This window comes from Burkholderia ambifaria AMMD, assembly GCF_000203915.1.
Taxonomy (GTDB): domain Bacteria; phylum Pseudomonadota; class Gammaproteobacteria; order Burkholderiales; family Burkholderiaceae; genus Burkholderia; species Burkholderia ambifaria.
Genome location: NC_008392.1, coordinates 951,514 through 964,987, shown reverse-complemented (window position 1 = coordinate 964,987; position 13,474 = coordinate 951,514). Strand labels below are relative to the sequence as shown.

Annotated in this window: 10 protein-coding genes; 6 read left to right on the top strand and 4 right to left on the bottom strand. The window is 68.6% G+C overall.

The genetic code is table 11. From position 1 onward, the window contains the following. Positions 1–15: 15 nt before the first annotated feature. The 4 genes from BAMB_RS31645 to BAMB_RS31630 all read right to left on the bottom strand — a co-directional run bounded on the left by BAMB_RS31645 (position 16) and on the right by BAMB_RS31630 (position 5,687). On the bottom strand, positions 16–969 hold the full coding sequence (locus BAMB_RS31645) for an ABC transporter permease (protein ID WP_011661226.1): 954 nt from the start codon (positions 967–969) through the stop codon (positions 16–18). Between the two features lie 79 nt (positions 970–1,048). Next, the gene (locus tag BAMB_RS31640) at positions 1,049–2,632 is read right to left on the bottom strand and encodes an ABC transporter substrate-binding protein (RefSeq protein ID WP_011661225.1); all 1,584 of its coding nucleotides are present in this window, start codon (positions 2,630–2,632) and stop codon (positions 1,049–1,051) included. Between the two features lie 675 nt (positions 2,633–3,307). After that, positions 3,308–4,846 (bottom strand): methyl-accepting chemotaxis protein, encoded by a 1,539-nt coding sequence (locus BAMB_RS31635; RefSeq protein WP_011661223.1) that lies wholly within the window; start codon positions 4,844–4,846, stop codon positions 3,308–3,310. Between the two features lie 172 nt (positions 4,847–5,018). Beyond that, the gene (locus BAMB_RS31630) at positions 5,019–5,687 is read right to left on the bottom strand and encodes a haloacid dehalogenase type II (protein WP_011661222.1); all 669 of its coding nucleotides are present in this window, start codon (positions 5,685–5,687) and stop codon (positions 5,019–5,021) included. 479 nt (positions 5,688–6,166) lie between these two features. Here BAMB_RS31630 and BAMB_RS31625 point away from each other — a divergent pair, with 479 nt between their 5' ends. The 6 genes from BAMB_RS31625 to BAMB_RS31600 all read left to right on the top strand — a co-directional run bounded on the left by BAMB_RS31625 (position 6,167) and on the right by BAMB_RS31600 (position 13,423). Beyond that, on the top strand, positions 6,167–7,027 hold the full coding sequence (locus tag BAMB_RS31625) for a GNAT family N-acetyltransferase (RefSeq protein ID WP_011661221.1): 861 nt from the start codon (positions 6,167–6,169) through the stop codon (positions 7,025–7,027). Positions 7,028–7,039: 12 nt separating this feature from the next. Then, positions 7,040–7,966, top strand: coding sequence for a 2-hydroxyacid dehydrogenase (locus BAMB_RS31620; protein WP_011661220.1), 927 nt, complete (start codon positions 7,040–7,042; stop codon positions 7,964–7,966). Between the two features lie 161 nt (positions 7,967–8,127). After that, the gene (locus BAMB_RS31615) at positions 8,128–9,528 is read left to right on the top strand and encodes an aspartate aminotransferase family protein (RefSeq protein ID WP_011661219.1); all 1,401 of its coding nucleotides are present in this window, start codon (positions 8,128–8,130) and stop codon (positions 9,526–9,528) included. Between the two features lie 86 nt (positions 9,529–9,614). After that, positions 9,615–10,106, top strand: a complete 492-nt coding sequence (locus BAMB_RS31610; protein ID WP_006749694.1) for an Lrp/AsnC family transcriptional regulator — start codon at positions 9,615–9,617, stop codon at positions 10,104–10,106. 111 nt (positions 10,107–10,217) lie between these two features. Beyond that, entirely contained in the window at positions 10,218–11,690 is a 1,473-nt protein-coding gene (locus BAMB_RS31605) for an NAD-dependent succinate-semialdehyde dehydrogenase (RefSeq protein WP_011661218.1), read from the top strand. Positions 11,691–11,902: 212 nt separating this feature from the next. After that, a complete protein-coding gene (locus BAMB_RS31600; protein ID WP_011661217.1) occupies positions 11,903–13,423 on the top strand; it encodes a GGDEF domain-containing protein in 1,521 nt (506 codons plus the stop codon). The last annotated feature ends 51 nt before the right edge of the window (positions 13,424–13,474 follow it).

The following is a 13,474-nucleotide window of genomic DNA, read 5'->3' as shown; positions in this document are numbered from 1 at the left end:
AGGAAAACGAAACACTCAGGTGCGCAGTCGCGGGTTCGACACGATCGAGCACAGGTCGGCGAACAGCACCAGCGTCAGGTAAGCGACGCAGAAGATCAGCGTGCAGGCCTGAACCAACGGGAAATCGCGGTTGCTGACGGCGTCGACCATCAGGCTCGCGAGGCCCGGATAGTTGAAGATCGTCTCGACGACGATCACGCCGCCGAGCAGATACGACAGGCTCAACGCGATCGCATTGGCGATCGGGCCGATCGCGTTCGGCAACGCATGGCGCAGCACGACGCGCGCGGGGCTCGCGCCCTTCAACACGGCCATCTCGACATACGACGCGCTCAGTTGCTCGATCACCGCGGCGCGCGTCATCCGCGCCATCTGCGCGATCACGACCGCGCACAGCGTCAGCACCGGCATCGCATACGCACGCAGGAAATCGTGCAGGCTTTCGATCGGGCCGCTGTACGACAGCGCGGACAGCCAGTGCAGCTTCACCGCGAACACGAGCACGGCGACCGTCGCGATCAGGAATTCCGGCGTCGCGACGAGCGACAGCGTGCCGAGGCTGATCACGCGGTCGATCGCCGACTCGCGCTTGACCGCCGCGAGAATCCCGAGCAGCAATGCGATCGGCACCGACACCGCGGTCGTGATCGCCGCCAGCGCGAGCGACTTCGGCAGGCGCCCGCCGATCAGCTCCGACACCGGCATGTCGCCGGAAAACGACCGGCCGAAGTCGCCGTGCAGCAGGCCGGTGAGCCAGTGCACGTAACGCACGTGCGCCGGCATGTCGAGACCGAACTGCTGGCGCAGCGCGGCGACCGTCTCCGGCGTCGCCGACTGGCCGAGCGCGGCCTGCGCGGCGTCGCCCGGCAGCAGGTTCGTGATCGTGAAGATGATCGCGGATACGATCAGCAGCGTCAGCGCGGTGACCGCGATGCGCCGGCCGATCAGCCCGAGCAAAATTCGATTCATGGAGTCGCACTCCCGGAAAAGCCGCGTGCGGCCGGCGCGATGATTCGCACCGGCCGCGCGGCGGCGGCCAGCCACAACGTCATGCGTTCCACCACACGTTCTCGGCGAACGTGAAGCCCATCATCGGCCCGGTGGGGATCGAGCCGAGGCCCGCGAGCCGCTTGTCGTAGCCGTCGAGGAAGCTGATGAACGCCGGAATGCCGACCCGGCCCTGCTGCGCCACGATCACCTGCATGTCGCCGTACATCTGCTTGCGCTTCGCGTCGTCGGTTTCCGAACGCGCGGCGAGCAGCAGCTGGTCGAACTTCGCGTTCTTCCAGCCCGACTCGTTCCACGGCGCATCCGACTTGAAGAACTGCGTGAACAGCACGTCGGCGCTCGAGCGCGGGTTGATGTTGCCGAAGGTGAGCGGGTGCTTCATCCAGTGGTTCGACCAGTAGCCGTCGGGCGACGCGCGGTTGACCTGCAGGTTCAGCCCGATCTTCTGGCCGGCCTGCTGCAGCAGCACGGCCATTTCGATCGACCCGTTCGCGTCGGACGTCGCATAGACCGGCGGCAACGTGGCGCCGAGCGCGCCCGCCTTCTTGAACAGGAACTTCGCCTTGTCCGGATCGTGCGCCCGCTGCGGCAGCGACGCGTTGAAGTAGCGGTGCCCCGGCGGAATCGGCTGGTCGTTGCCGATCACCGAGTAGCCGCGGAACACCGCCGTGCGGAGCTGCTCGCGATCGAACAGGTACTTCATCCCTTCGACGAAATCGGGACTCGAGACGATCGGGTTGTCGCTGCGCATGATCAGGTCGGTATAAAGGCCCGACTTGGTTTCCTTCAGCGCGTAGCCCGGCGTCGACGAGACCCGCTGCGTCGAGCGCGGATCGATCGCGTTGATCAGGTGCACGTCGCCCGACAGCAGCGCGTTCAGGCGCGCGGCGCTGTCGCTGATGCCGATCAGCTCGATCTCGTCGAGATACGGCCTGCCCGGCTTGAAGTAGCTGTCGTTGCGCACGCCGACGGTCGACACGCCCGGCTTGAACGACTTCAGCTTGTACGGGCCGCAGCCGATGCCGGTCGAGAAGTCGGTTGTGCCGTCCTTGACGATCACCAATTGCGGCGTCGCGAGGATCACCGGCAGGTCCGCGTTCGCGCTGGCGAGCGTGAGCGTGACTTCGTCCGGGCCGCTCGCCTTCGCGTCCACGAACTGTTCGGCAAGCGTCTTGACCTTCGACGCGGTGGCCGCGTTCTTGTGGCGCATCAGCGAAAACACCACGTCGGCCGGGCCGACCGGCTTGCCGTCGTGGAACGTGACGCCCTTGCGCAGCTTGATGATCCACGTCTTCGCATCGGTCGTCTGCAGCGACTCGGCGAGGTTCATCTGCGGCGTCAGGCTCGCATCGAGCTGCGTGAGGCCGCTGTAGAACATGAAGAAGCGCGTGTAGTCCGCGCCCGTCGAGCCCTTGGCCGGGTCGAGCGTATCGGACGTCGAGCCGGCTTCGTTCGCGACCCGGATCTTGCCGCCGCGCTTCGGCGCGGGCGCGGCGAATGCAGAGCCGGGGGTCATCAGCAGTCCGCCGGCGCCGGCGGCCATCATGCCGCTCGCCGCCATGACCTTCATCATGTCGCGGCGCGTGAAGCCGCCCTTGCCGCCGTTGTCGATATCGTCGCTCATCCGAACTGCTCCTGACTGTGGAAAGTGGGGTCCTGGGTCCAGCGTGGTTCTCGAATCCCGCCGCGCCCGCTTGCTGGTGGCGGGCGCAACGTCGTACACATGCAATTCATTTAAGCATCGCCAAAATGCGGTTTGTCGCGATTCGGGCGGCCCGCACGATACGAATCGACCGTTTTGAGCGGCCCGCGCAGCATGAATTGCTGCGTGCACGCACGTGTCGCCGTTGGCCCGGCGGCGTGTCGCGGTGGTTGCCGAACCCGTGTCGATGCAGGAAATCGTAAGGCCGCGGCCGCCGCAGATTGCGCCGACAAAATTGCCCGTTCGGCATCCGGCGCGCGTTTGGCTGACGCAAACCGCACGTTTGTGTCGAATGCGTGCGCGCCTGCCCACGACGGCCGAAACGAGCGGCACGTTGCGGCAGATCGCCGCATGCACGGGCGTCGACGGTGGGGATCGCGACGGGACGTCGCGCAGGAAAGTTCAGAAGAATGCCGCTCGATCGGAACGGCTTGGCGGGAGGACGGGAAGCAGGCGGGACTGCCCGGAAACCGGGCGCGTGCAGCCGTCAGGCGCCGCGTCCATCACCGGCATGTCGCCGCGCACGCCGGGCGGGCGCCGGCGCGACGCCCGGGAGGCAGGGTGATACGCCGGCCGCGAGCGGACGGCGCGAAGCCGTCACGCAGTGAGCCGGAATACCGATACGGCGGCCCGCAGGCGCGCCGCCTGCTCGTCCAGCGACGAAGCGGCCGCAGCCGCCTGTTCGACGAGCGCGGCGTTCTGTTGGGTGACTTCGTCCATTTGCGCGACCGCCAGCCCGATCTGTTCGATGCCGGTGCTTTGCTCGGCCGATGCCGCGGAAATCTCGCCCATGATGTCGGCCACCCGGTCGATCGACCGGACGATCTCCGTCATGCGCTCGCCGGCCGTCTCGACGAGCCGGCTGCCGCTGCCGGCCCGCTCGACCGACGCGTCGATCAATCCCTTGATGTCCTTCGCGGCCGCGGCGCTGCGTTGCGCGAGCGAGCGGACTTCCGACGCGACGACGGCGAACCCGCGCCCCTCCTCGCCGGCCCGCGCGGCTTCCACCGCGGCGTTGAGCGCGAGAATGTTGGTCTGGAACGCGATGCTTTCGATGACGACGGTAATGTCGGCGATCCGCACCGATCCATCCGAAATCTGCCGCATCGTTTCGACGACCGCCTGCACGGCGGCGCCGCCGAGTTCCGTCGCATCCTTCGCCTGGGCCACGAGCGCATTCGCCTGGCGTGCGTTGTCGGCGTTCTGTTTGACCGTGGACGTGATCTGCTCCATGCTCGCGGCCGTTTCCTGCAGCGATGCGGCCTGCTGCTCCGTGCGCTGCGACAGATCCAGGTTGCCTTGCGCGATCTCGCCGGTGCCGGTGGCGATCGAGTGGGTCGTGGTCTGGATCTCGGCGATGGTGTCGGTCAGCCGCGCCTTCATGTCGCCCAGCGCGACGACTAGGCTGCCGGGCGCGGCGTGCGCCGTATCGAACGGCACGTCCAGTTCGCCGGCGGCGATGCGGGCGGCGATCTGCGTCGCATGCGCGGGCTCGCCGCCCAGCGTGCGCCTGACGCTGCGCAGCACGCCCCATGCGATGGCCGCGAGCGCCGCGGCGATGACGAGCGCGACGGCGCCCAGCACCATCGCGAGCCGGGCAAACGCCGCGTTGATGTCGTCGTAGAAAAATCCGGTGCCGATCCACCAGTTCCAGTCCGGAATCGCGACCACGCCCTGCAGCTTCGGCTCCAGGTCCGCGTCGGGGCTGCGCTTGATCAGCACGTCGACGAGCGCGAAATGCGCGTGCGCCATCCCCGCGCGGTACGCATCGCTGTCGGTCAGGCCGCTGGTCGTGCGGTTGCCTTTCGCGCGCGTGCCGATGAACTTCGCGTTCGGGTGCACGAGGTTGACGCCGTCGGACGTCGTGACCCAGAAGTAGCTCTTCGAATTCGCGTTGAGCGCCGCCAGCGCGGCCTTGGCCTGCTGCTGCGCCTGCTCCTGCGTGAGCGTGCCGCTCGTCTGCATCGCGCGATACGAATCGACCAGGTGCTCGGCCTTGGTCAGCAGAATGACGATCTCTTCGCGGCGGCTGTCGATCAGCGCATCGCGCAGCGTGTGCAGCGACAACGCGGCGAGCAGGACGACGCCGAGCAGCGCCGCGGCGACGAGCATCAGCAGTTTGGTGGACAACTTCATGCGGGGGCCTCGAAATATTAACCGTTCGGTACATATATCGGCCCGGGCGGCCCCGGCTTGAACGACTCGATATCGGTAATTACCCTCGTTTCGTGCGCTGACCGAACGCGCCGGGACGCGACGGCATCACGGCCGCGTCCCGGCGCTCGATGAATCGGCCGGCGCAGCCGGCTTACAGCCCGAGCTGCGTCGCGAGCTGGCCGATGTCCGACACTTCGTAATAGTTGTAGAACGGCGTGCCCGGCTCGTGACCGCGGTTCACGAACGCCTTGTGCTTGATGCCGAGATCCTCGGCCGTCATCAGGTCGTAGCGCAGGCTCGACGACACGTGCAGCACGTCCTCGGGCTTGCAGCCGAGCTTGTCGAACATGTATTCGAAGCCCTGCATGCGCGGCTTGTACGACTGCGCCTGCTGCGCGGTGAACACCGCATGGAACGGCGCGCCGAGCTTGTCGACGTTGCTCATGATCTGGTCATCCATCGCGTTCGACAGGATCACCAGCTTGTACTTCGACGCCAGCCGCGACAGCCCGGCCGGCACGTCCGGGTGCGGGCCCCACGTCGGCACCGCATGATAGAAAAGCTCAGCCTCGGCCTCGTCGAACTTCACGCCGATCCGCGCGCACGTGCGGCGGACCGCATTGACGACGACGTCGCGGTACGGCTTCCACGCGCCGAGCACCTCGTCGAGCCGATAGGCGGCGAACGCGCGCACGAAGGCCTCCATCGTGGCCGGCGACAACCGATCCGCATAGATTTCGCGCGCCGTCTCGGCCATCCGGAAATGGGTCAGCGTGCCGTAACAGTCGAAGGTGATGTACTTCGGTTCAAACTGGATCATGGTGACGTCCTGTCGGTGTGAAGCCCCGGCAGGGCCGGGGACGGGCTGGGTTGTATGAAATTGAATCAGGGCAAAAAGTCCGTCGCACGTCGTTCGATGCCGCCCGAAACGCACGATCGCCGCGTGTTGCGCGCCCTGCACGGCACGATCTGCGGTGCGCGCCTGTGCAGTGCGCGCCGGCCGGCCGGCGGGTCTCGCGACACCGCCACGCGCATGCGCGGCACGGCCACCACGCGGTGCGGCGCGGCAACCGCCGCCGCGCCATCCTGCTCCCATCGTACCGGCGTTCATCCAGCACAAGCTGTCGGAATGACGGGCCCGGCCGGCACGACGCGCGCGTTCGTCCGCGCCGATCGAGCCGGTTTGCATCGATCTCGCGCGGCCGCCCGCCGACGCCGGAAAACAGGCGAATCGTCCTATCCGCGCCCGTGGGTCGCTGGCAGAGTCGATAGGTCACTTCTACCCATCCGGAGTCCGGCGTGGCCGACCTCAATCCTTCCCGCACGCTTACCTATCGCCCGTTCGTCGACACCGACCTGCCCGCCGCGCACCGCCTGTCGGAAGCGGTCAAGTGGCCGCATCGCCTCGACGACTGGCGCTTCGCGTTCCAGCTCGGCGGCGGCTTCGTCGCCGAGGACGCATCCGGCGTCATCGGCACCGCGCTCGGCTGGCGCTTCGACGACTCACACGCGTCGCTCGGCATGGTGATCGTGTCGCCCGAGCACCAGGGTCGCGGCATCGGCCGCGAACTGCTCACGCGCGTCGTCGACAATCTCGGCGCGCGCACGATATTCCTGCATGCGACGCCGTCCGGCGAACCGCTCTACGTGAAGTTCGGCTTCGAGGCGATCGCCACGATCGACCAGCACCAGGGCGCCGCATTCCAGCCGCCGCTGATCTCGCTGCCGCCGGGCGAGCGCCTGCGCCCGCTCGGCACGAACGACGGGCCGCGCCTCGCGGCGCTCGCATCGCGCGCCGCAGGCTACGAGCGCGGCGCGGTGATCGACGCGCTGCTCGACGTCGCGAACGGGATCGCGCTCGATCGCGACGGCGAACTGCTCGGCTTCGCGCTGTTCCGCCGCTTCGGCCGCGGCCATGTGATCGGCCCGGTGATCGCGCCGGACGCGCTGCGCGCGCAGGCGCTCATCAGCCACTGGCTCGCGCTGCACGAAGGCATGTTCGTGCGCCTCGACGTGCCGGGCGACAGCGGGCTGTCCGACTGGCTGCAGGGGCTCGGCCTGCCGCATGTCGATACCGTCGTCGCGATGGCGCGCGGTGCGGCGCCCGCGCGCGACCCGGCGCTGCGCGCGTTCGCGATCGTCAACCAGGCACTCGGCTGAGCGGCACGCAAGATGAGCTTCCTGTACAAAGCCGACCCGGTGCGCGGCGCGCAATGGGCACAACGCTTCGCGCAACGCGCGCCCGACCTCCCGTTCCGGATCTGGCCGGATCTCGGCGATCCGCACGACGTGCGCTACCTCGCCGCGTGGCAACCGCCGGACGACCCGGTCGCGCTGCTGCCCAACCTCGAGGTCGTGTTCTCGGTCGGCGCCGGCATCGATCAGTTCGACCTGTCACGCGTGCCGACACACATTCCGGTCGTGCGGATGATCGAGCCGGGCATCGTCGAAGGGATGGTCGAATACGTGACGCAGGCGGTGCTGACGATCCACCGCGACCTGTTCGACTATGCGGCGCAACAGCGCGTGCAGGCATGGTGCGAGAAGCCGGTGCGCGCGGCCGCGTCGCGGCGCGTCGGCGTGCTCGGGCTCGGCACGCTCGGCCAGGCCGTGCTCGACGCGCTGCGGCGCTTCGGTTTCCCGTGCGCCGGCTGGAGCCGCACGCCGCGCACGCTCGACGGCATCGACTGCTATGCGGGCGACGCGGCGCTCGACGCGTTCCTGGCCCGCACCGACATCCTGATCTGCCTGCTGCCGCTCACCGACAGCACGCGCGGCCTGCTCGGCGCACGCGTGTTCGATGCGCTGCCGGCCGGCGCGTCGCTCGTGCAGGTCGGGCGCGGCCCGCAGCTCGATGCGGCGGCGCTGCTCGCCGCGCTCGACAGCGGCCGGCTCGACAGCGCGATCCTCGACGTGACGGAGCCCGAACCGTTGCCGGCCGGCCACCCGTTCTGGACGCATCCGCGCATTCGCATCACGCCGCACATCGCGAGCGCGACGCGGCCCGACACCGCGGTCGACGCGGTGCTCGAGAACCTCGCGCGCCATCGCGCGGGACAGCCGATGATCGGCATCGTCGATCGCGCGCGCGGCTACTGACGCGCGCGCCCGGCCCGGCGGGGCGCGCAGCAGAAAATGCCGCAGCGCCCCGTGCAAACGCCGCGACCATACGTTTCCGGCGACAAATTGAAGACGCGTGCGGAATTCTCGCCCGGTAGCATGGACTCACCGCTGACACCCGACGAGAGTCCCGCCCTGCCATGAACCAAGCCGCGCTGATCGAAGCCGATCGTCAACACCTGATCCACCCCGTCGTCAACTATCGCGCGCACGAGGCGCGCGGCGTCACCGTGCTCGAATCCGCCGACGGCGTGTTCCTGCGCGACGGCGACGGCCATACATTGCTCGATGCGTTCTCGGGCCTGTGGTGCGTGAACGTCGGCTACGGCCGCGACAGCATCGTGAAGGCCGCCGCCGAACAGATGTCGAAGCTGCCCTACGCGACCGGCTATTTCCATTTCGGCTCGCAGCCCGCGATCGAGCTCGCCGAACGGCTCGCGGCGCTCGCACCGCCGTCGCTGAACCGCGTGTACTTCACGCTCGGCGGCTCGGATGCGGTCGATTCCGCGGTGCGCTTCATCACGCATTATTTCAACGCGACCGGCCGCCCGTCGAAGAAGCAGATGATCGCGCTCGAGCGCGGCTATCACGGTTCGTCGTCGATCGGCGCGGGGCTGACCGCGCTGCCCGCGTTCCACCGCCATTTCGACCTGCCGCGCGCTGACCAGCACCATATCCCGTCGCCCTACCCGTATCGCCATCCGCTCGGCGACGATCCGCAGGCGCTGATCGCCGCGTCGGTCGCCGCACTCGAAGCGAAGGTCGCGGAGCTCGGCGCGGACAACGTCGCCGCGTTCTTCTGCGAACCCGTGCAAGGCTCCGGCGGCGTGATCGTGCCGCCGCCCGGCTGGCTGAAGGCGATGCGCGACGCCTGCCGGCGCCTCGGCATCCTGTTCGTCGCCGACGAGGTGATCACCGGCTTCGGCCGCACGGGCCCGCTGTTCGCGTGCGAGGCCGAGCAGGTCGATCCGGACCTGATGACCGTCGCGAAGGGCTTGACCGCCGGCTATGCGCCGATGGGCGCGGTGCTGATGTCCGACGAAATCTACGAAGGCCTCGCGGGCAGCCGCGCGGAGTCGGCCGTGGTCGGTCATGGGCATACGTATTCCGCGCACCCGGTGAGCGCGGCGATCGGCCTCGAAGTGCTGAAGCTCTATCACGAAGGCGGGCTGCTCGCGAACGGCCAGGCGATGGCGCCGCGCTTCGCGGCGGGGCTCGATGCGCTGCGCGCGCATCCGCTCGTCGGCGACGCGCGCTCGGTCGGCCTGCTCGGCGCGCTCGAACTGGTGTCCGACAAGGCGCGCAAGACGCGCTTCGACCCGGCGCTGAACGTGCCCGACCGGATCGCGGCGGCCGCGTACGCGAACGGCGTGGTGTTTCGCGCATTCGGCGACGGCGTGCTCGGCTTCGCGCCGGCGCTGAGCTTCACGGCGGGCGAGTTCGACCTGCTGTTCGAACGCGTGCGCAAGACGCTCGACGACGTGCTGGCCGACGCGGGCGTGCAGCGCGCGCTCGAGGCCGCGCACGCGCAGCCGGCCTGAGCCGGCCGAGGGAAAGCCGGGCTTGTGGCGGCCATCGTTCGACTCTAAAGTAACCGGACATTCCATTTTTCCGCTCTCACGTGAACATGACGGACAGCAAGCTGGATCGCATCGACCTGCGCATCCTCTCCCAGTTGCAGAAGCGCGGCCGCATGACCAACGTCGAGCTGGCCGATGCGGTCGGGCTGTCGCCCAGTCCGTGCCTGATCCGCGTGAAGCGGCTCGAGAAGGCCGGCTACATCGGCGGCTACGGCGCGCACATCCAGCTCGAGAAACTCGGCGACGTGCAGGTCGTGTTTACCGAGGTCACGCTGGCCGACCACCGCCGCGAGGACTTCGACCGCTTCGTCGCGGCGATCCGCAACGTCGACGAGATCGTCGAGTGCCATCTCGCGAGCGGTGGCTACGACTATCTGCTGAAGTTCATCACGCGCAGCGTGAGCCATTACCAGACGATCGTCGAAGGGCTGCTCGAGCAGAACATCGGCATCGAGAAGTATTTCAGCTACGTGATCATCAAGTCGCCGTTCGTCAAACGGCACTATCCGCTCGAATCGCTGTTCGGCGAACGTCACTGACTACCGCAGCGTGCGGCACCCATCAGCGTGGCAGTTCGCTGTCACGCGTGGGATAGTCGCGCGCCCGCGCCGCAGCCGTCGTCACCGAATCGCTCCATCCCAGGACCTGTCATGCCGCTTACGCTCTCCCGACCCGAACTCGTTCGCACCGCCAACCTGATCGACGGCGCGTGGTGCGACGCGCGCGACGGCCGTCGCTTCGACGTCACCGATCCGGCCACGCTCGACACCGTTGCCCATGCCCCCGACAGCGGCGCCGCCGACGCGCGCGCCGCGACCGACGCGGCAGCCCGCGCGCTGCCCGCGTGGCGCGCGACGCCCGCTCGCGACCGCGCCGCGATCCTGCGCGCATGGCACGCGGCGATCGTCGCGCATACCGACGATCTCGCGAAGCTGATGTCGCGCGAACAGGGCAAGCCGCTCGCCGAAGCGCGCGGCGAAGTCGCGTACGGCGCATCGTACGTGCAGTGGTTCGCCGAAGAAGCGACGCGCACCTACGGCGACCTGATTCCGCAGCAGCAGCGCGGCAAGCGGCTGAGTGCGGTCAAAGAGCCGATCGGCATCGTCGCCGCGATCACGCCGTGGAATTTTCCGCTCGCGATGATCGCGCGCAAGATCGCGCCCGCGCTCGCGGCCGGCTGCACGGTCGTCGCGAAGCCGGCGGAAGATACGCCGCTCACCGCGCTCGCGCTCGCGTTCCTCGCGCAGGAAGCCGGCGTGCCGCCCGGCGTGCTGAACATGATCGCCGCGTCGCGTGAACGCGGTATCGACGCGGTGGCCGACTGGCTCGCCGACGGCCGCGTGCGCAAGATCACGTTCACCGGATCGACGCCCGTCGGCAAGCTGCTCGCACGCGAATCGGCGGCGACGCTGAAGAAGCTGTCGCTGGAGCTCGGCGGCAATGCGCCGTTCATCGTGTTCGACGATGCCGAGCTCGACGCGGCGGTCGACGGGCTGATGGCCGCCAAGTTCCGCAACGGCGGCCAGACCTGCGTGTCGCCGAACCGCGTGTACGTGCAGGCCGGCGTCTACGATGCGTTCGCCGCCAAACTCACCGCCCGTGTCGCCGCGCTGAAGGTCGCGCCGGCGACTGACCCGGCCGCGCAAATCGGCCCGATGATCAACGCACGCGCGGTCGACAAGATCGCGCGCCACGTCGGCGACGCGATCGAGCGCGGCGCACGCGTGCTCACGGGCGGCAAGCGCCTGCCCGAACTCGGGCCGAACTATTACGCGCCGACGGTGCTCGGCGACGCCACCGCCGACATGCAGCTGACCTGCGAGGAAACCTTCGGGCCGATCGCCGCGCTGTTCAAGTTCGACACGGAAGACGAAGCCGTCGACGCCGCGAACGACACGCCGTTCGGGCTCGCCGCGTATTTCTATACGCAGGACCTGCGCCGCATCGCGCGCGTGTCGGCTCGGCTCGAAACGGGCCTCGTCGGCATCAACGAAGGCGCGCTCGCGAGCGAGGCCGCGCCGTTCGGCGGCGTGAAGGAATCGGGCTACGGCCGCGAAGGCTCACGCTACGGCCTCGACGATTACCTGTCGATCAAGTACCTGTGCCAGGGCGGGCTCGAGTGAGGCCGCGCCGCCGCCGTCATCCGCGGCGCTTATGCAATCGTCACGCAGTCGCGGCGCGCCGCTGCCGGCGCGCCCCGCTCGCACACGTTTGCGGTGCCTGCGCGCAGTCATCGCCTCGCATGCCGGCCTCGATTTCCGGGCACACCTGCCGTTAACCCGGATTTGACCAGCGCCGCTGCCGTCGCAGCCCGCTTCCCGTACGAGCGCGAGCCATGCCTGCATCCCCTTCGATCGAGAAAATTGCCGACTGGGCCGGTCGCCACCACCTGATCGTCGGTGTGCTGGGCACGCTGATGTCGGTCGCGGCGCTCGGCATCAGCGCGGTGACGCTGTGGGCCGCGCGCAGCGAAGTCGTCGAACATGCGCACGAGACGTCGCGCAATGTCGCGGCCGTCCTCGTCAGTGAGATCGCGCGCACCGTCGAAACGTCCAACAATGCGCTGGTATCGCTCGCCGCCGATCTCGGCAACCCCGCGATCGTGCGCCTGAAGGCCGGCTTGCGCCACGACGTGCTGTTCGAGCGCACGGCCGCGCAATACGTGACCGGCATGGGCGTGACGGACCGCGACGGGCGGCTGATCGACGGTTGTTGCGGCCCGACCCACAACTGGGACTTCAGCGATCGCGACTACTTCAAGGTCCATCGCGATTCGGACAACGTCGGCCTGTACGTGTCCGAGGCGTACCGCGCGCGTTCGCGCGGCGGCACCGAATCGATCGCGCTGTCGCGCCGCATCGAACGGCCGGATCATGCGTTCAACGGAATCGCGGTGGTCGCCGTCGATCTCGCCTACTTCGATCAGCTGCTGTCGCGGTTGAACGTCGGACCGCACGGCGTCAGCGCGATCCTGCGCGCGGACGGCACGATCCTCGCGCGCAATCCGCCGTTGACCGATCACCAGATGGTGCGCGTGCGCCGGTCGAAGTCGTTCGAGCGGATGGTGAGCCGCGAAGCGGGTTTCTATGCCGCGCGCTCGAGCATCGACGGGACGTTGCGGCTGTACACGTACCAGCGGGTACCCGGCACGCCGCTGATCGCCGTGGTCGCGCCGGCCGAGCGCGACGTGCTGGCCGGCATCACGCGCCTGACGTGGACGGCGGGCGTGTCGGCGTCCGTGATCGGCGCGCTGTTCTGCGCGGTGGTGTGGCTGCTCGCGTTCGCGCTGCGCGACAACCTGCGCAAGCAGACGCTGCTCACGGACCTCACGCGCACCGATCCGCTGACGGGCCTGCACAACCGGCGCGCGCTCGATGCCGCGCTCGCCGACGAATGGGAACGGCTGCAGCGCGGCAGCGACGGCAGCCTGTCGGTGCTGTTCATCGACGCCGATCACTTCAAGCAGTACAACGACCGCTACGGCCATGCGCAAGGCGACACCGCGCTGCGCTTTCTCGCCGAATGCATCCGCGCGCATACGCGACGGCGCGGCGATCTCGCCGCACGTTACGGCGGCGAGGAATTCGTCGCGGTGTTGCCCGACACGGACGAGCGCGGTGCGCAGCAGGTCGCCGAAGCGATTCGCCACGCCGTGGAGCGCAACCAGCTCGACGGGTTCGACGCGACGATGCCGGCCTTCACGGTCAGCATCGGCTGCGCGACCGGCCATCGCGCGCGGCCGCCGTCCATGCATGCGCTCACGCATCAGGCCGACCTCGCCCTCTATGCGGCCAAGCGCCAGGGCAGAAACCGCGTGTGCGTCGCCGACGTGGAACCGCTCGCACAAACGGCGTGAGCGCCGCGGTTCCGGTCTCCTGATTCGACCGCGCACGCTTGCGCGGCTTGC